We start from the raw sequence: 18,658 nt of genomic DNA, 5'->3' as shown, positions 1-18,658 counted from the left end.
TTCGGGTCGTCAGGAACTAGACCGGATGCCGGAACGCGCCAGTCTAGCAAACGCATTTGCGGGCCATCGCCCGCCCAAAGGCAGTCGTCCATTTTACCATGCCACCGATCAGTCCGCCAACAGAGGAATACGTGGCGAACAGGGAAAAGGTTTCCGTCATTCAGAGGATGAAGAGTCGGTGGAGTTCAGATGTGCGGACTGTGAACTTGAGGCCGGCCGGACTGGGCCAGCGCCTCAATCTCCGCGGCGATGACGGGCAGGGCTCCGGCCGGGCCGACGCGGGTCAGGCCAGCCAGCGCCGCGCCCGCCCGCCGTGTTCCCTGACTCAGCAGGGTGCGGACCTCTGCTGCCAGCGCCGCCGGGTCCGCCTCCACCACCCTCAGGGCCGCACCCAGCAACCGCCCCTGTCGCCGCGCAAACCCTACGGTGTACTGGGGGCCGCCCGTGGCGAAGGCGACGACGGGCACCCCCAACCCCGCCAGTTGCTCGTTCGCCGTGCCGGAAGTGCCGATGGCGATGTCTGCCGCCCGAGCCACCGCGCCGAACGCTTGACGCCACAGGACCACCTCGGCCGCCTCACCCGTTGCCCTGGCCTCGGTCTCGCTCTGGACCTGGAGCGTCCAGCCGTCTGGCAGCGTCACCGCGTTCCAGGTGTGCGGCCAGGCCACCAGCGGTGTCACCTCCGGCAACAGGGCAGCGGCACGCAGCATCACGGGCAGGCTCTCGCGGTGGTCCCCGCGAGAACCGGGCAGCAGGGCGAGGACCGGACGGGCTGCGGAGAGATGCAGTTCGCGTTCTGGCGGGGGCAGCACGTCCATCGCGAAACTCCCGGCGAAGCGGGCCGGGACACCGCGCTGCTGGTAGTACCTCTGGGTGGCGGCGTCCCGCACGAACACGGCATCGGCCCGGCGAGCCAGCCGCAGTTCATAGGGCAGGGGCCGATTGGCTCCCAGGGCATTGAGTTCCTGCAGGGTGCCGCGCACGCCCAGGCCGTCCAGATACTGCGCGCTCAGCAGTGGCTGTACGTGAACCAGGGGCAGACGGTTCTTCCTGGCGGCCACCGTGCCCACCATCAGCGCATAGGCGTCCCCCACGACGATGATGGCGGCTGCGTCGCTGGCCCCGCGCACGGCGTCCGTCCACTGGCCCAGCGACTCGCCGATCAGCCCGGCGCGCAGGTCCGCCCACAGGTTGTCCAGACTGCCGAAGGGAAAGCCCCCACTGGGCAGCCGCAGTACGCGCCCCACCCGTCTGGCCCCGTTGAGCTCCGCGTACGCCTGCCCCTCGCCCACCAGCGGGGAAGAGAGGACGGGACGCTTCAGCAGCCCCGCCAGCCGCGCCCCGATCAGATCTTCTGCCGTGCCGTTGGAGATGAAGAGAACAGGGGCCGGGGTCACGTCAGGCAGCATAACGTGAATGTTTCATTCCTGGGCCCGCTTCCTCGCGCTGACATGGTATGAACAGGGCCAACATGTCCGCCACGAGCGTCTTCCGGTGAGTGAATTCGACGAGCTACAGGCTGCCATCCGCCGTTATGTCCACGAGCGTCAGGCTGAGGAACAGGCCTGCCAGGCGTTCATCAACGCGCTGTACCACGCCCTGCGCACCGCCAGCGGGCCGGGCCTGCCGCTCAATAACGTGACGCTGGATTTCACCAGCGACCCGGCCAACCGTCTGCGCCCCGTGCCCCCAGGAGGCTTTTATGCTGCCTGGCTGCGTCTGGGACTGTGCGAGGTGCTGGTGCGGGTGCGCCGGGTGGCCGGGGCCTTTCAGGGCGAGTACGGTGAAGGAGGCTGCTTCCGTCTGGAAGAGATTGGCGAGGACGCCCTGATTACCCTGGCGCGTGGGATCATCCGTGATGTGGCGGATACGTATGCGGGAGTAGAGCGAGAGCGGATCAGGCCGCTGAACTGAGGCGGGCGGAACGTGACCGCTGCGCTGGTTAACAGAAGAAGGGCGCCTCTCCAGTTCTTCGGAGAGGCGCCCTTACGAAAACGTCTGAAGCTTCAGCCCTTGACGGCTCCCGCAGTCAGGCCGGAGACGATGTTGCGCTGGAAGATTAGAACCAGCGCGATCAGTGGAATGGTGACCACGATGCTGGCGGCCATGATCGGCCCCCACGGTTGATCGAACTGCGACGCGCCGGAGTAGTTGGCAATCACCACGGGCACGGTGCGATTGGTACTCATGAAGGTCAGGGCGAACAGGTATTCGTTCCAGGCGTTGATGAAAGCCAGCAGGCCGGTGGTCACCAGCGCAGGCATCATCACCGGGAACAGCACCCGGAACAGTGTCTGCAGGGGGCTGGCGCCATCCACCAGCGCCGCTTCCTCCAACTCACCCGGAATGTCGCGCACGAAGGATGTCAGCACCCAGACCGTGAACGGAATGGTGAAGATCAGGTACGAGACCATCAGGCCGATGGGGTTGTCGAACAGGCCAAATCTCGTGATCAGCGTGAACAGACCGCCCAGCACGGCGATCTGCGGAAATACGCTGACGGCGAGGATGATGTACATGATGAACTGCTTGCCCTTGAAGCGGAAACGCCCCAGCGCGTAGGCCGCGAACGAGCCGAACAGTAGGCTGACGGCGACAGCACCCACGGCCACAATAGTGCTGAACAGCAGCCCCCGCCGGAAGCTGGGGTTCGTCAACACCTGCGTGTAATTGTCGATGGTGGTGGGCGCGGCGATGAATTGCAGCGGCGGCAAGAAGAGATCGGCCGCCCGCCGGAAGCTGGTCAGCACTGCCCAGGCGAAGGGAAACAGCAGGTAAACCGCGATCACGATCACCAGCAGGTAGAACAGAGTCCGCTGGAGGTAGAACAGTCCGGGATTGGTGCGTTTCAGGTTCATAGCTGTCCCCTCCTCAGTCGAACTTCACGCGGAAGGCGGTCACGTATACGACCACGATCGCCATGATGATGATAAAAATCGCCACCGAAACGGCGCTCCCGGTGCCCAGCAACTGGTTGTCGATCAGTTGCTGACGGGCATACCCGGTCATGCTGGTGCTGGCCGCCACGTTCGCGCCCAGCATCACGTACATGATGTCGAAGACCCGCAGGGCGTCCAGGCTGCGGAACACCAGGGCCACCAGCAGCGCGGGCCGTAGCAGCGGCAGAGTCATGCGCCAGAACTGCGTCCATTTGCTTGCGCCGTCCATGTCGGCGGCCTCGTACATGTCGCCCGGCAGGCTTTGCAGCCCGGCCAGGATCAGCAGCGCCATGAACGAGGTGGTTTTCCACACGTCCACCGCGATCAATGCCCAGATGGCCTTGGACGGATCGGCCAGCAGCGCCTGACCGCCCAGCAGCCCCTGGCCGATCAGCCCGAAGGAATCGTTGTACATGTAGGCCCACATCTGCGCCGAGACCACCGTGGGAATCGCCCAGGGAATCAGCATGGCCGTCCGCAGGAAGGAGCGTCCCGCAAAAGCGCTGTTCACCACCAGTGCGATAATCATGCCGAACACGGTTTCCAGGAACACCGAGAACACTGTGAAGATCAGGGTATTGCGCACAGCGGTCCACCACTGCGGATCTTGCAGGAAGCCCAGCCCGATGCCCTCGGCGGTGGTAAACCAGAAATTTTCCAGGCCAATAAAGGTGGCCTGGCCCGGCGTGGTCAGGTTGGCCTCCTGCGCCGAGAAAAAGATCGTGCGGTATAGCGGGAAGCCCGCAACCAGCACGATAGCGATCAGGGTGGGCAGCAGCAGGATGATGGCCGTCCGGGCACGGGACGCCTCGATACCGGGGGACCGCTTGCGGCTGGCAGGGGGCGCAGCTGGAGGCTTGGCGGGCGCGTTGATGGTCATGGTCTGTGGCCTCCTTGTCCCTGAAGGATGGAATCCCGAAAACGGTCGGGATACCCCGTGATGCTCAGAAGAAATGTGCTGTCGTGAAATATGGCTGCTCTGACGCGGTGTCTTCAGCTTAGCGGTCGACTTTGGCCCTATTTTGAAGGTGTTGCTGCAAAAGCGGTTGGAACGGAAAACTCTCAACCATTCGTCTTTGATTTGCTGGCGAGTCAAAAAAGGGGACGCCCCGATCCACGCGGGCGTCCCCAGCTCACCTCACGGTGAGGGGTGGGTGGACCGCGCTTACCAGCCGCGACCCTTGATGCGGGCCAGGTCTGTCTCCAGCTTCTTGACGGCAGCTTCGCCCTTGGTCTTGCCCGCCATCACGTCACTGACTGCGCCGGCGAAGGCCTGCGAAACCTGGTTGTACTTCAGCTTGGTGGGGCCGGAAGGACGGGCCACTGCGCTGGTGAACACATCCAGCAGGCTGCCGAAGAAGGGGTTGGCCTTCAGGACGGCCTGATCCTTGTACAGCGCAGGGCGGGTGGGGTTGTACGCCCCTTCGACGGCGCGAATCTTCTGCTCTTCAGCGCTGGTCAGGTAGCGCACCAGGTCGATGGCGGCGGCCTGGTTCTTGGAGTACATGCTGACGCCCAGGTTCCAGCCGCCCAGGGTTGCTGCGTTCCCGTTGCCACCGCTGGGCAGGGGAGCCACGCCGATCTTGCCCTTCACCTTGCTGTCGTCACTCTGGCCCAGCGCCCAGGCGTAAGGCCAGTTGCGCATGAAGGCCGCATTGCCTGACTGGAAGATGCCGCGCGCTTCTTCCTCACCGTAGGTGGTCACGCCCGCCGGGCTGATCGACTTGACCCAGCTTGCTGCGGTGTCCATCGCCTTGGCAGCGTTGGCGTTGTTGATCGTGATCTTGCCACTGTCATCCACGATGGTGCCGCCGCCGAAGGACACGAGCCATTCCAGCGCGTCACAGGTCAGACCTTCGTAGTTCTTCCCCTGGAACACGAAACCGGCAAACGTGGAGTTGGCCTTCTTCTCGCCGTCCTGGATCTTCTTGGCCATCGTCGCCAATTCGGTCCAGGTCTTGGGCGCGGCGCTGTAGCCGTACTTCTTCAGCAGGTCGGTGCGGTAGTACAGCAGTCCGGCGTCTGTGAACCACGGCATGGCGACCAGCTTGCCGTCCACAGTATCGGCAGCGATAATGCTCTTGAAGTGCGCGTTGACTTCAGCGGCCGGAATCTTCCCCTTCAGGTCCACGAAGTGCTGGGACAGCAGGCCGGGCCAGATGATGTCGAGCTGATACACGTCAATGGCGTCGCTCTTGGCTGCCAGCTGCTGCTGGTACAGGCCCAGGCGGTCGTTGGTCAGGTTGGGGCTTTCGAACACCTTGACGGTGTTGCCGGTCTTCTTGGCCCAGCGCGCTGCGCCGTCCTTGCAGAGCTGAAGTTCCTGCCCCACGGTTCCGCAGGCCAGAGTGACCTGAACGGCATCAGCCTGGCTCGAAGCGGCGATAGCGGCGGTCAGGGTGACAAGTGCAATAGCTTTCTTCATGAATCCTCCTGTGTGGACGGGCCGAGCTTGCCTCGGCCTTGCCACTTCCCCTCGGAAGCGGTTCCACGAATACGCAGTTGTGATTCAGGAAGGCTACACCGCCCGTTGCGGGGTGTCAATGTGACTTTTCCCAGTTCTGGGTTTTAAATTTGAGAGTTGGGGGCGCTATAAGTCGCTTTCAGATGGTGTGCAACAGCTCCAAGCTCTCCGTTGAATCGGTGAGTTTTGTGAAGCTTCTGGGCTAGGAACCCTGACTCTGGCTTATCTGGAGTGGCGGCTCATCATAACGATGGCCCGCCCATTTCATTCGGGTCATAGGATTGAGATGGGCATGCGCTTCCCGCTGGCGACCTTCGTTTCCTGACTGGCAACAACGACTCAGAACCCCAGCGCTGCTGGATGACCAACGGCTTAGACCGTCACGCGATATCCGGCCGAAAGATGGGGCTGGGGGCTGGGCTGTATGTTACCCGGAGCTTCCTGTCTGGGCTGGCCGGTGAGTGCAAGCCAAACGCAGCGCAGGGAATCTATACTGCCGTCCATGATTGACGCGGCCCAGATGGATCACCTCGCCAGCCTCGCGCGGCTGGAACTGACCCCCGATGAGCGGGAAGCCATGACCCAGGACCTCAGCCGCGTGCTGGGCTACTTCGAGCAACTGCGCGAGGTCGACACGAGTGGCGTCGAGGAAATGCAGCGCCCGGTGAATCTGGTGAACGTTCTGCGCGATGACCTGTCTGGTGCGGCTTTCCCTCTATCTGTTATTGAAACGCTGGCTCCCGAAACGCAGGACGGCTTTATCCGTGTGCCCCGCACTGTTGAGGCCGACTGAATGTTGGACCTGAAATTCATCCGTGAGAATGCCGGTGCCGTCAAGCACGCCATCAAGGTTAAGGGCGTCAACCTTGATCTTGACGAACTGCTGGCGCTGGACCATGAGCTTTTGGGAGTCAAGCAGCGCGTCGAGGCCATGCAGGCCGAACGCAATGCCAATGCCAAGCTGGTTCCCAGAGCCACACCTGCCGAGCGCCCCGCCTTGATCGTCAAGGGCAAGGAACTGGGTGAGGAGATCAAGGTGCTGGAACCGTCCCTGCGCGCCCACGAGGAGCAACTGCGCCAGCTGCTGCTGCGCGTGCCGAACATTCCACTGGCCAGCGTGCCGGTGGGCGGGGACGACTCAGAGAACGTGGAATTGCGTCGCCAGGGCACCCTGCCGGAATTCGACTTTGCCCCTTTAGATCATGTCGAACTGTTGGAACGTCAGGGCTGGAGCGATCCCGAGCGGGTCGCGCGGGTGTCGGGCAGCCGCAGCTACCTCCTGAAGGGTGAGGCGGTGCTGCTCGAAATGGCGGTGCAGATGTTCGCGCTGGATTTCCTCTCTGAACGCGGCTTTACTCCCCTGAGCACCAGCGCTCTGGCACGCCCGGAAGCTTTCCTGGGCAGCGGGCATTTCCCGGGTGGTGAGGATCAGGTCTACAAGATCGAGGGCGACGAACTGATGCTGGCCGGGACAGCGGAAGTGCCAGTCAACAGCCTGTACGCAGGAGAACAACTGCCGCTGAACGCCCTGCCGATCACTTACGCCGCCATCAGCGCAGCCTTCCGTAGTGAGGCGGGCTCGGCGGGACGGGACGTGCGCGGGCTGATCCGGGTGCACGAGTTCCGCAAGGTCGAGCAGTACGTCCTGTGCCGCGCCGACGAGGCTGAGGCGCTGGAGTGGTTCGACAAGATTCTGCAGAACGCCGAGGACCTGCTGACGGCACTGGAGTTGCCATACCGGGTCGTGCAGAACTGCACTGGCGACATGGGTGCGGGCAAAGTGCTGATGTATGACCTCGAAAGCTGGGTGCCCAGCGAGAACCTGTACCGTGAAACCCACAGTTGCAGCTATCTGGGCGACTGGCAGGCCCGCCGCACTGGGCTGCGTTACCGCGACGAGGAGGGCAAACTGACCTACGCCTATACCCTCAACAACACTGGGATCGCCACGCCCCGCATCCTGGTGCCGTTGCTGGAAAACCATCAGCAGGCAGACGGAACCATTCGCGTGCCAGAGGCGCTGCGCCCCTATCTGGGGGGGAAGACCAGCCTCGGCAGGCCTGTGCGCTGAGGGCAGATTTGCGGCGCTGAGCTCATAAAGGTAGTGGCTGCGTGATCGACTCGCAGTTCCACGTAAGTTTTTGACTGTGGTGGGCGGCAAGGTCACCCCGGTCATGCTGTCCTCTGGCATGGTCATCGGGTTCGGCAAAGTCCCTGTTCACAACACAGGCTTGATTAGAGCTGCCGTCCTTCGAAAGGCGCTCATCGCAGTCTTCAAGGCTCTTTTTGAGTCCTAGGACGTGATGACCCGGTCCATTTCTTGTTGCATGGAGCAGTTGGACGCTGATGCTCCTATTCATGCTGCCCTTACTCTGAGCGGCAATCAGTGTGGCCCACAGAGTCTCAGCAAGCGCATCTTGAATTTTCTTGGTGATCTCCATGAGGAATGCGAGGGGTCTCTCTTGCAGCGCCTGTCGAGGTATGTTGAAAGCTGTAAGTTCGAAATTTGCACCACGTGAAGGTGGCCTGGGGCTACCGTGCCCGTCTCACACCCCTTCCGCTACGCTGTCGACATGGACATTCCGCCCGAAGTGCTGCAGGAGACGCATGCCCGCTTTATCAGCCGCGACGCCGAGCGAACGCGCACGCTGGAACGCCTGACTGTGGGCGGCCCGATGGCGGCTAATTCGCAAGAGCAACTGGAGGCCCGCCTGACCCGTCTGGGCGTGCCCTATGCCGATGCCTGCTCGCTGGCCGAGGGCCGCGAGAGAATGGCGGCGGTTACTGGGCGCTGGCCGGGCAAGACCCGTATCCAGGCCGAGCGTGTACTGGGGGCCAACGATCTGGTGGGCGTGGCGTACCTGGATCTGGCCCGCAGCGCGTCCCGGGCGGTGGGGCGGGTAGTATTGAAGGACACGCGGGGCCGCACCGTTGGCTTCGGCACTGGGTGGCTGTGCAGCCCGCGCGCCATCCTGACCAACCACCATGTACTGGAGGACATCGCCACTGCCCGGCTGGCGGTGATCGAGTTCAATTACGAGTTGCTGCCGGACGGCGAACTCGCCACCCCCGTCACGCTTCCTCTTGATCCGGAGACGCTGTTTGTGACCTCCGAGTCGCTGGACTACTCGCTGGTGGCGGTGCGCGGAGATACTTCCGCTTACGGCTGGCTCCCGATGATCGGCAGTGCCGACAAGACCGTGCTGGGCGAGGCCCTGAGCATCGTGCAGCATCCCGGCGGCGAGACCAAGCAGATTGCCCTGCGCGAGAATCGGCTGGTAGACCTGCTGCCCGATTTTTTGCACTACGAGACCGATACTTCTCCTGGCAGCAGCGGCAGCCCAGTGTTCAACGACGCCTGGGAGGTGGTGGCCCTGCACCACAGCGGCGTTCCGCGGACCGATGCCCAGGGCCGCACCCTGCGGCGCGACGGCCAGCCCCTCCAGCCCGGAGATCCGGACAGCGACATCGACTGGATCGCCAACGAGGGTGTGCGCGTCAGCCGCATCCTGAACGACTTGCGAACCCGCGCTGACGCGGCGGACAGTGCCCTGGTGGCAGAGGTGCTGAGTGGCAACCGCCCGCCTATCATCGTCTCCGCGCCTGCTGTGCCTGGCCAAGGCGTGCGCGAGGCCATCAGTGCCCTCGATCTGGGTCTGGTGACTCCTGGTCCGGATGGTGTGGCCAGCTGGCCCGTCACCCTGAGCATCAAGGTGAGGGGGGGAGAGGCGGGGCTCCCCCAGCCCGTGCCGCAGCCCGAACCGGAGCAGCCCGGCGCTTACCTCGACCCGCAGGACGAGGCGAAAGCAGCCGCGTATTACGAGGGGCTGGCTGTGGACAACACGCCCCAGGCCCGCTTTCTGGCCCTTTCACAACTGGTCACGCGCACCCATACGCAGACGCCGCGCTATTCGCCCGCCAGCGAACTGTACCCGGCGGTAGACGTGTGGCCGGACGGCAAACTCCGCAGCCTGTACAGCGCCCGCGAACACACCCCCGAGGAACTGATTGCCGCCGATCTGGCCGCGCAAACCCGCCGCACCGAACTGGCGGCCCGCGAGAGTATCGCGCTTGACACCTTGGAAGAGGCTTTCCCATACAACTGTGAACATGTCGTGCCGCAAAGCTGGTTCAGCAAGCGCGAGCCGATGCGCGGCGATCTGCATCATCTGTTCGCCTGCGAACCCGACTGCAATTCGTTCCGGGGCAACACACCGTATTTCGACTTTCCCGACTACGGCGAGGCGCTTCGGAGCGACTGTGGCCGCCGCGATCCCGGCGAATTTGAACCCGCTCACGGTAAGGGCGCTGCGGCGCGGGCCACCCTCTATTTCCTACTGCGTTACCCAGGCGTGGTGCGCCAGTACAGCGCCCGGCACCTGGACACGCTGCTGGCGTGGCACGTGGCCACCCCGCCCGGCGACTGGGAGAGGCATCGCAACGCCCTGATATTCGCCCGTCAGGGCAACCGCAACCCTCTGATTGATCATCCGGAATGGGGTGCCTTGGTGGACTTTTCGGAAGGGCTGGGCCGCTAGTCTTTGCCAACTGCGACGCGGGGATGCGGGAATGCCCGGCCCCAACTCTGTACACTGCGGGCATGTCACAATCCATGTTCGATCCTGCCGTCCTGAAAGCGATGGGCCAGACCCCCGAGGAAGTTCGCACGCGCCTGAGCGTAGAGCTGGACCGTTTTGAGACACAGTTGCGGGGCCGCGAGGCCGACTGGAACACAACCCAGTCGGGCCGAGAATGGTCCCCCGCACAGGAAGCCGAACACGTCCTGAAGATCGACAACAGCATCGTACCGTTGCTGCGCCTGCTGATGTCCGACAAGGCGTTACGGCCCATGCCCCAGGTGCCGGGCGAGATCGTGGACGGCAAGCGGCAGTCGCCCATAGCCCTGCTGCCCAGCGACGAGGGTCTGCCCTTCGAAGCGCTGGACACCGAGTGGGCCGAACACCGCCGGAAACTGGAGGACATGGCCGCCCAAGTTGCAGAGACGCCGGGGCGCACCTTCTGGCACCAGTTTTTCGGCGAGATTGACGCGCTGGACTGGCTGCGGATGGTGACCATGCACATGCGCAACCACCGCAAACTGCTGGAGGAGAGCGCCGCCGCATGACCGACACACAGAACCCACAGTCCCAGACGGACAAAGGCACGCGCGGGCACGAGCTGGACATCCACGTCACCTTCGCCCACCCCCTGCCCGAGGCGCAGGCCCTAGCCGCCCTGCTGGTGCTGGACGGCTTCCGCGTGGAGCTGTACCGCCCGCATCCCGCACCCACCCGCCCGCCCGGCGAACCTGTGCCGGAGCCGGAAGAGACGCCCGACATTCCCTCTGCCCGCCTGACCGGCCCCCTACGCGACCCAGAGGCGGTGCGTGCGGGCCTCAGTGCTCTGCTGGGCAAGGACGCCCGCTACGTGGAAGTCGGCGTGCGCGGATTTTTGAGAAGCACCACCGGGCAGACCGACTGGATGCCGTGGCGGACAAATAAGGTCCTGAAACGGACCGAGGCGGAGAAAGTCGGGTTTGAGGAAGCGGTGCGGTACGTGCTGGAGTGAGAGATGGGAGGAACGGTCAGGCAGAGGTGGTCAGTTCCTCCCGTGATTCTCAAACCTGAAAAAATCGGGCGAGACAAGAAGCATTCTGTCGGCCTCTTTTCCCTCAGTCCTCTATCCGCTTCTTATTGCTCCGCTTTCCGGCTTCATGTCCACCCGGGGCCGTGCGGCCAGCGTCCAGATCAACGCCAGCACCAGCACCGCGCCGCTGAGCAGGTACGGTGCCCCATGGCTGACTGTCTGGTACAGCCCAGTGCCGATCAGCGGCCCGGTCATGCGCCCCAGGGCCAGAGCGCTGCTGTTCAGACCGGCCACCGCGCCCTGCTGGTTGGCTGGAACGCTCAGGCTTAGGGCGGCGCTCAGGCTGGGAGACAGGATCGCGCTGCCCACACCGATGACGGCCAGCGCGGCGGTCATCGGCCAGTAAGCATGTGTTTGCGGCAGCAGGAACATGCCCGCCGCCATCACCGCCAGACCCAGCGAGATCAGTGCGGTGGGCTGGATCTTCTTGCTCAGGGGCCGGATCGCGCCACCCTGCACCAGCGCCGCCACGATCCCGAAGACCGCCAGCATGCCGCCTACCGTGCGGGCCGTGTTGCCAGGAGTCAGCTTCAGCGTGTCCTGCACGTAGAACGCAATGGTCTGCTCCATTCCCACGCTCGCCAGGGTGGACAGCGCGCTGACGGCCAGGAACAGCGGAATGGCCCCGCGCGTCAGCAGAGCGCGGCGATCCCCCTTGCCCATCGGTACCGAGTCGGCGCGGCGCGTTTCGGGCAGCACCCTGTAAGCGACGGCGGCGGTCACCAGTCCCAAGACGGCGGAGAAGTAGATTGGGGTGGTCAGGCTGAAGGTGCTCAGCAGCCCGCCCAGTGCGGGGCCGAAGACCACGCCCAGCCCGAAAGCCGCGCCGATCAGGCCCAGGCTGGCCGCGCGGTCCTTTTCACTGCTTAAATCCGCCATCATCGCCTGCGCGGTGGGCAGCGTGGCGCTGCTCAGGACCCCCCCAATCACCCGCGAGGCCACCAGCAGCCCAAACAGGGCGCCACCCGCCAGGGTGCCCTGCAAACCCAGATGTGCGAAATAGCCGAACAGCCCGAAACTGAGGGAAAAGCCCACCAGCCCCATGAGCAGCACTGGCTTGCGCCCCACTCGCTCACTGCGCGCACCCCAGATGGGCGAGAAGACAAACTGCATCAGGCTGTATGCGGTGGAAAACCAGCCCACCTGTGTTTCGCTCAGGCCCAGTTGCCGGCCCAGCGGAGCCAGGATGGGAAATAGCACACTCAGGCCCAGCATGGCCGTAAAGATGGTCAGAAAAAGAATGACCTTTGTGCTGGCGGCAGGTCTGCTGCCGGTCGTCGGTGGAGGAGAGACGGGCTCGCTCATTCCCGGAGTGTACATCCAGACCGAACGGTAAGTAGGCAAATCAGGAAGGAGTGAATCTGACGAGGTGATGAATAGATGCTGCGGAACCTGTCCCTGTCGGTCCTGGGGTGTATGGCGTATACTTCTCGATGGGTCCATCCCATCGTCGAGTTGTCCACGACATGCTGCCGTTCCAGAGCAGTCCGTAGATTCCCTTGCAAATTGCAGCGGATCAAGGCGTTAAGATGGGTTGTCCCACAATCTGACCCACATTGGAAGCGATTCAACAATCGCATTGATCAAGGAGAAGAACATGAAGAAAGCACTGACCATTCTGTCCCTCGCTCTGCTGGGCCAAGCCAGCGCCGCCAATATCACGGTCTGGACCCACTTCGGTGGCGCCGAACTGAACTGGCTCAAGGATCAGGCTGCTGCCTTCGATAAGAAGGGCAACAAGACCACCATCGTCAGCGTGCCCTTTGACCAGATTCCCGACAAGCTGATCCAGAGTGCCCCCAAGGGCCAGGGTCCCGACGTGATCGTGACCCTGCCACAGGACCGCCTGGGCCAGCTCGCGGCGGCGGGCGTCATCGAGCCGATGGACAAGTACATCACCAGCAAGACCGACTTCGACAAGACCGGCCTGCAGGCGATGACCTACCAGGGCAAGCTGTTCGGCATCCCGATGTTCGCCGAGGCCGTCGCTCTCGTCTACAACAAGAAGTTGGTGTCCAAGGCCCCCACCACCTGGGCCGAGTTCCTGAAGACCGCGCAGGCCAACACCGGCAACGGCAAGTTCGGCTTCCTAACGGATCTGTCCAACGCCTACCAGAACTACGGTGTGATCAGCGCCTACGGCGGTTACGTCTTTAAGAACACCAGCGGCACGCTGAACACCAAGGATATCGGTCTGGCAAACGCTGGAGCCGACAAGGCCAGCGCCTTCCTGAACGATCTGCGCTACAAGTACAACCTCGTGCCTGAAGGGGTGTCCGGTGACGTGGCCAAGGGCGCCTTCACCGACGGCCGCCTGGCGATGTACCTAACTGGCCCGTGGGACATGGGGGACATCAAGAAGGCGGGCATCGACTACGGCATCGCTACCTTCCCCACCCCTCCCGGCGCGACCGGCAAGTGGAGCCCCTTCGTGGGCGTGCAGGGCACCATGATCAATGCCTACAGCAAGAACAAGGTGGCGGCGGCGCAGTTTGCCAAGCAGATCAGCTCCAGTGACGCTCAGTACGCCTTTAACAAGGCGGGCGGGCGCATTCCGGTCAGCCTGAGCGCACGCACCAAGCTCAAGAGTGACCCCGTGGTGTCCGGCTTCGGCAAGGCCATCAGCGCGGGCACCCCCATGCCCAACGTTCCGGCGATGGGCGCCGTGTGGGCTCCCTGGAGCGCCGCGATTGCCCAGAGCGTGCAGAAGCCCAACCCGGACTACAGCCAGATTCTGGACAAGGCCGTGCAGGAAATCCAGGGCAACATCAAGTAAATTCGGCTCTTGAAGTCGAGGCGGACGGGCAGGTCGAGCCCGTCCGCCTTTTTGTGGGGCCTCCCTCTAGTTCAAAGCTGCCCGTTGCAGCACAATGTGAGGGGCTTCACGATGAATGGTTCTAAGATTGTCCCTGACAGCCACACAGCCTCATTCAAAGGAGACGGCGCATCCCCATGACCGCGATTCCACACCCCCCCCGTTCCCGTGCCCGCTCCAACGTTCCCCCGGAAGGAACGCGAGGCGTGCTGCTGGCGGTGCTGATCCTGGCCGTGATGCTGGGCGGCGCCGTGCTTCTCGCATGGCTGCTGAGCGGTCTGACCGCCCGGCTGTATCCGACAGCGCCCCCATACATGATCCTGATTTACGGGGCCGCCGTACTGCTGCTGCTGCTGCCGATTGTGCTGCGGCTGTTTCCGTGGATGGTCAACTGGTATTACCTGTTTCCGGCGCTGGTTTTTCTGGCAGCCTTCACGATCTTGCCCATCGTGCTGACCATCAATTACGCTTTTACCAACTACAACGCGGTCAACAGCGGCAATCCGGATTCGGCGCTGCGGACCACCGCAACGCTTGGCCCGGACAGACGCGTGGTCACGCTGGCCGAGACGCCACAGTCGACTAGCGTGCAGGAGTACCTGCGTTGCAAGACGTCAGACTGCGCGGGTGCGACGCTGGTGCTGTTCGACGAGCAGGCGTCGGTGCCCTTCAGGGCCAAGATCGCCAGCGTGAACGGTCTTCAGGTGACGCTGGCCTCTCTATTCACCGCCAACATTGAGGTGGCAAGGGCCACCCGCCTCAACAGCATCGATTACATTGGTCTGGCCAACTTCCGCGAGATCTTCGCCCAGGCCAGCCGCGCGCTGATTCCGGTGTTCATCTGGACCGTGGTGTTCGCATTTTCCACGGTGACCATCAATGCCATCGCCGGGCTGATCCTGGGCATCCTGCTGTACAACAAGAACCTCAAGGGCCGTAACGTTTACCGCACGCTCCTGTTCTTGCCGTGGGCCATTCCCGCCGTGATCAGCGTGCAGATGTGGGTGGCGCTGTTTAACCAGCAGTTCGGGATCGTCAACAAGGGGCTGGGCCTGCTTGGCTTCGCTGCCGTGCCGTGGCTGGGTGATCCGCTGTGGGCCAAAGTGAGCGTGCTGGTGGTCAACCTGTGGCTGGGCTTCCCGTACATGATGACGGCCACCATCAGCGCCCTGAGCACCATCAACGACGATCTGTACGAGGCCGCCAGTATCGACGGGGCCAGCCGCTGGCAGCAGATCGTGAACATCACGCTGCCGCTGTTGCGCAACAGCTTCACCCCCATTCTGCTGTCAGGCTTCGCCTTTAACTTCAACAACTTCGGCATCATCTACCTGCTCACGCAGGGCGGGCCGGACCAGCCGGGCCGTGAGGCCACCGCGCGCAGCACCGACATTCTGCTGTCGTGGGGCTACAACACGGCTTTTGCCTCCAGCGGGCAGTCCAACTATTCGCTGGCCAGCGCCATCGCGCTGATCATCTTCTTCCTGACCCTGGCGATCAGTCTGGTGAACTTCAAGGCCGCAGGTGTGTTTGAGGAGGCCCGTAAATGACCACCCTGCCTACGCACAACGACGCTGCGCCGGAGGTCTACGTTCACCATGAGCCGGGGCTACTGAGAAAGGCCCTGCCGTGGCTGGTGACTGCCGCCCTGGTCATCGCTCTGGGGACATTGGCCTTCTATCTGAACAGGAATATGCAGGGCCGGCCCAAGAGCTTCACCATCTATTTCGTCGAACGCGGCTGGATTCGCTTCCTGCTGTTCCTGCTGGCTGCCAGTGGCGTGCTGGCCCTGACCAGTCTGCTGGGTCAGCGCATCGGCATGGCCCGCACCGGGCGCAAGGTCAGCTACAGCGCTGTTCTGGGTGTACAACTCACGCACCTGTTCCTGATTCTGGTGGTGCTGGTGGCGATCTACCCGCTGTTTTACGTGCTGGTGGCCGCCTTCGATCCGCGCAACAGCCTGTTCGCCTTCCCGGATTTTTCCAATCCCAATATTCTGTACAAGACAGGCCTGCTGCCCCGCCTGGAAGTGCTGAGTTACGAGAATTTTCAAAAACTGTTTGAGGGTGTCACCATTCCGCTGTGGCAACTGTTGCTGGCCGGACTTTCCGGCGCGGCGCTGACCGCTCTGGCGATCCTGGCGATTGTCGGACGCGTGGGGCGCGAGAGCGAGAGCCTTAACCGGACCCGCACCTGGGCACTACGGGTACTCATGGTGGCCGTGGCCGTGCTGGTGATCTTCATGGGGCCTGCGCAGTTCGGGGGCAGCACCAACGAGAGCAAGTTCCTGCTGTCGGTGCGCAACACGCTGCTGGTGTCGGGCATTACCGGCATCCTGGCAATCCTGCTCTCCACCACCGCGGGTTACGCGATGGCCCGGCTGCGCTTCCCGGGACGCTTCCAGACGCTGCTGTTTTTCATCTTCATCCAGATGTTCCCGGTGTTCCTGGCGCTGGTGGCCGTCTACTCCCTGATGGTGATCCTCGGCCTGAGCAACACCTTCACCGGACTGATTCTGGCCTACAGCGGCGGCGCGATCGCTTTCAACACCTGGATCTTCAAGGGCTACGTCGAGAGCCTGCCCGAATCGCTGGAGGAAGCCGCGATGGTGGACGGCGCGACGCGCTGGCAGACCTTCGTCCGCGTGGTGCTGCCGCTGTCGGGCGGCATTCTGGTCTTCATCTTCCTGAACCAGTTCATCGGCACCTACGCCGAGTTCATCCTGGCGAACATTCTGCTGACCGGCGTGGAAAAGTGGACGGTAGGCATCATGCTCCTCTCGTTCACGCAGGGTCAGTTCAGCACCAAATGGGGCGTGTTCGCTGCCGCCGCCACTCTGGGGGCACTGCCCATTGTGGCGCTGTTCTACGGCTTCCAGGGCTATTTCGTGGGCGGCACGGTGTCGGGCGGGGTCAAGGAGTAACGACAGGCCCAATCTTCTTTTCAGCTTTAAAGGAAAGCCCCCGCATCAGTCGCGGGGGTTTCTTCGTGCCTTCACTGAAAGTCTCTAGCCCTGGACGTCCGGATCGGGCATGCTGTTCGTCACCGACGCATCCACGCCCGCCTCAAAGCGCTTGAAATTCTCGCGGAACATGCGGGCCAGCTTCCTGGCCGTCTCGTCGTAGGCGGCCTTGTCAGTCCAGGCGTCGCGGGGATTGAGGACCTCGCTGGGCACACCCGGCACCTGGGTGGGAATTTCCAGGTTGAAGAACGGTTCGCGCTCGAACGTCACACTGTCCAGCTCACCGCTTAGCGCCGCGTTGATCAGGGCGCGGGTGTGGGCGATACTCATGCGCTTGCCCTGGCCGTACATCCCGCCGCTCCAGCCAGTATTCACCAGCCAGACGGTGGCGCCGCTGTCCTCCACCTTCTTCGCCAGCAGGCGGGCGTACTCGCCGGGGTGCCGGGGCATGAACGGTGCGCCGAAGCAGGTGCTGAAGGTGGGGCTGGGCTCGGTGACGCCCTCTTCCGTGCCGGGGATCTTGGCGGTAAAGCCGCTGATGAACTGATACATGGTCTGGTCCGGGCTCAGGCGGCTGATGGGCGGCAACACGCCGAAGGCGTCGGCGGTCAGGAACACCACGTTCTTGGGATGACCCGCAATGCTGCCCGGCTGGATGTTGTCGATCTGCGTGATGGGATAGGCGCTGCGGGTGTTCTCGGTCAGGCTGTCGTCGTCCAGATCGGGCGTGCCGTCTTCCCGCAGGACCACATTTTCCAGCACGGTGCCGTAGGTCTGGGTGGTGCGGTAGATGTCAGGTTCGGCCTCCGGATTCAGGCGGATCACCTTGGCGTAGCAGCCACCCTCGAAGTTGAAGACTCCGCTTTCCGTCCAGCCGTGCTCATCGTCGCCGATCAGCCTGCGTGCCGGGTCTGCGCTCAGGGTGGTCTTGCCCGTTCCGCTGAGGCCGAAGAACAGCGCCACATCGCCGTTCTCCCCTACATTGGCCGAGCAGTGCATGGGCATCACGCCCTGGTCTGGCAGCAGGAAGTTCATGACGCCGAAAATGCCCTTCTTGTTCTCGCCCGCGTACTGCGTGCCGCCCGCAATGATCATCCGCTTGCCGAAGTTGACCAGAATGAAGGTCTCGCTGCGGACCCCATCCACCGCCGGATCAGCCTTGAAGCTGGGTATGTTCAGCACGGTCCAGTCGGCTTCAAAATCGGCCCGCTCTTCCGGCGTGGGCCGCACAAACATGTTGTGGACAAAGAGGGAGTGGTAGGCCATCTCGGTGATCATCCGCACGGCGATGCGATGCTTCTTGTCGGTGCCTGCGAAGACCTGCTGGACAAACAGCTCACGTCCCTCGGCGTGCTTTGTCATTTTTGCCAGTAGGCGATCGAAGACCTCGCCACTGATAGGACGGTTGAAGCCCTCCCACCACACCGCGTCGCGGGTCTGATCGTCCTCGACGATGAAGCGGTCTTTGGGGCTGCGTCCTGTTTTGTCGGTGTGAACGGTCAGCGGGCCGGTGGCAGCCTTAACGCCCTCACCCAGCCGGACGGCGTGAGCGTAGAGCTCGTCCACGCCAGGATTCAGGTGGACGGTGGCATTCTCAATGCCGAGATCGGTCAGCGGACTGTTTGCAGTCAGGCTCATGGGATTAGCTCCTTAAAGAAAAAGAGGCCGCGCGGCGGCTTGGCACACTGAGACGCGGCTGAATTGGTGTATCGACGAACATCACGATTGTGGCCTAGGAAGCGGTTCCAACCCAACCTTTCGGGTGTCACGATGGGGGAAACAATAAGATGAGGTGTCCGGTCCAGACAGACACAGCCCTGACCCAAGCACAT

15 protein-coding genes are annotated in these 18,658 nt (G+C 63.1%); 9 read left to right on the top strand and 6 right to left on the bottom strand.

What is annotated here, in order from left to right; translation table 11 throughout:
• Positions 1 to 185: 185 nt before the first annotated feature.
• Complete coding sequence (locus HNQ08_RS09030; protein WP_342355688.1) at positions 186 to 1,397, bottom strand: lipid-A-disaccharide synthase-related protein; 1,212 nt, start codon at positions 1,395 to 1,397, stop codon at positions 186 to 188.
• A gap of 19 nt (positions 1,398 to 1,416) precedes the next feature.
• Here HNQ08_RS09030 and HNQ08_RS09025 point away from each other — a divergent pair, with 19 nt between their 5' ends.
• On the top strand, positions 1,417 to 1,914 hold the full coding sequence (locus HNQ08_RS09025; RefSeq protein ID WP_244977072.1) for a hypothetical protein: 498 nt from the start codon (positions 1,417 to 1,419) through the stop codon (positions 1,912 to 1,914).
• Between the two features lie 92 nt (positions 1,915 to 2,006).
• On the opposite strand, the gene HNQ08_RS09020 is transcribed toward HNQ08_RS09025, so the two are convergent.
• From HNQ08_RS09020 to HNQ08_RS09010, 3 genes are all read right to left on the bottom strand, one after another.
• Positions 2,007 to 2,858 carry a carbohydrate ABC transporter permease gene (locus HNQ08_RS09020; protein ID WP_184130172.1) on the bottom strand — a complete coding sequence of 284 codons (852 nt, stop codon included), beginning with the start codon at positions 2,856 to 2,858 and terminating at the stop codon, positions 2,007 to 2,009.
• 13 nt (positions 2,859 to 2,871) lie between these two features.
• Positions 2,872 to 3,819, bottom strand: coding sequence for a carbohydrate ABC transporter permease (locus tag HNQ08_RS09015; protein ID WP_184130169.1), 948 nt, complete (start codon positions 3,817 to 3,819; stop codon positions 2,872 to 2,874).
• A 285-nt stretch (positions 3,820 to 4,104) separates the two neighbouring features.
• Positions 4,105 to 5,364, bottom strand: a complete 1,260-nt coding sequence (locus tag HNQ08_RS09010) for an ABC transporter substrate-binding protein (protein ID WP_184130166.1) — start codon at positions 5,362 to 5,364, stop codon at positions 4,105 to 4,107.
• A gap of 541 nt (positions 5,365 to 5,905) precedes the next feature.
• On the opposite strand from HNQ08_RS09010, the gene gatC reads away from it, so the two are divergent.
• The 5 genes from gatC (at position 5,906) to HNQ08_RS08985 (ending at position 10,971) form a co-directional block, all read left to right on the top strand.
• Positions 5,906 to 6,196 (top strand): Asp-tRNA(Asn)/Glu-tRNA(Gln) amidotransferase subunit GatC, encoded by a 291-nt coding sequence (gene gatC / locus HNQ08_RS09005; RefSeq protein WP_184130163.1) that lies wholly within the window; start codon positions 5,906 to 5,908, stop codon positions 6,194 to 6,196.
• Positions 6,197 to 7,474 carry a serine--tRNA ligase gene (gene serS / locus HNQ08_RS09000; protein ID WP_184130160.1) on the top strand — a complete coding sequence of 426 codons (1,278 nt, stop codon included), beginning with the start codon at positions 6,197 to 6,199 and terminating at the stop codon, positions 7,472 to 7,474. It begins immediately after the preceding gene.
• 502 nt (positions 7,475 to 7,976) lie between these two features.
• On the top strand, positions 7,977 to 9,941 hold the full coding sequence (locus HNQ08_RS08995; RefSeq protein ID WP_184130157.1) for an endonuclease: 1,965 nt from the start codon (positions 7,977 to 7,979) through the stop codon (positions 9,939 to 9,941).
• 62 nt (positions 9,942 to 10,003) lie between these two features.
• On the top strand, positions 10,004 to 10,528 hold the full coding sequence (locus tag HNQ08_RS08990) for a DinB family protein (RefSeq protein ID WP_184130154.1): 525 nt from the start codon (positions 10,004 to 10,006) through the stop codon (positions 10,526 to 10,528).
• Positions 10,525 to 10,971 carry a hypothetical protein gene (locus tag HNQ08_RS08985; RefSeq protein WP_184130151.1) on the top strand — a complete coding sequence of 149 codons (447 nt, stop codon included), beginning with the start codon at positions 10,525 to 10,527 and terminating at the stop codon, positions 10,969 to 10,971. The genes HNQ08_RS08990 and HNQ08_RS08985 overlap by 4 nt, the downstream gene beginning before the upstream one ends.
• A 111-nt stretch (positions 10,972 to 11,082) precedes the next feature.
• Here HNQ08_RS08985 and HNQ08_RS08980 read toward each other — a convergent pair whose 3' ends face one another.
• Positions 11,083 to 12,354: an MFS transporter gene (locus HNQ08_RS08980; protein WP_184130148.1), complete on the bottom strand. Its 1,272-nt coding sequence runs from the start codon at positions 12,352 to 12,354 to the stop codon at positions 11,083 to 11,085.
• 292 nt (positions 12,355 to 12,646) lie between these two features.
• Between HNQ08_RS08980 and HNQ08_RS08975 the strand changes: the two genes are divergently transcribed.
• The 3 genes from HNQ08_RS08975 (at position 12,647) to HNQ08_RS08965 (ending at position 16,787) form a co-directional block, all read left to right on the top strand.
• Positions 12,647 to 13,825 (top strand): sugar ABC transporter substrate-binding protein, encoded by a 1,179-nt coding sequence (locus HNQ08_RS08975; RefSeq protein ID WP_184130145.1) that lies wholly within the window; start codon positions 12,647 to 12,649, stop codon positions 13,823 to 13,825.
• 176 nt (positions 13,826 to 14,001) lie between these two features.
• Entirely contained in the window at positions 14,002 to 15,414 is a 1,413-nt protein-coding gene (locus tag HNQ08_RS08970) for an ABC transporter permease subunit (protein WP_184130142.1), read from the top strand.
• Positions 15,411 to 16,787, top strand: coding sequence for a sugar ABC transporter permease (locus HNQ08_RS08965; protein WP_184130139.1), 1,377 nt, complete (start codon positions 15,411 to 15,413; stop codon positions 16,785 to 16,787). Before HNQ08_RS08970 ends, HNQ08_RS08965 begins: the two co-directional genes overlap by 4 nt.
• An 84-nt stretch (positions 16,788 to 16,871) precedes the next feature.
• Here HNQ08_RS08965 and pckA read toward each other — a convergent pair whose 3' ends face one another.
• The gene (pckA, locus tag HNQ08_RS08960; protein ID WP_184130136.1) at positions 16,872 to 18,464 is read right to left on the bottom strand and encodes a phosphoenolpyruvate carboxykinase (ATP); all 1,593 of its coding nucleotides are present in this window, start codon (positions 18,462 to 18,464) and stop codon (positions 16,872 to 16,874) included.
• Positions 18,465 to 18,658 lie beyond the last annotated feature (194 nt).

The sequence above is a fragment of the Deinococcus humi genome (assembly GCF_014201875.1).
In the GTDB taxonomy this organism is placed as follows: Bacteria; Deinococcota; Deinococci; order Deinococcales; family Deinococcaceae; genus Deinococcus; species Deinococcus humi.
Note: the sequence above shows the minus strand (reverse complement) of the source record. Positions and strands in the feature narration are given on the sequence as shown.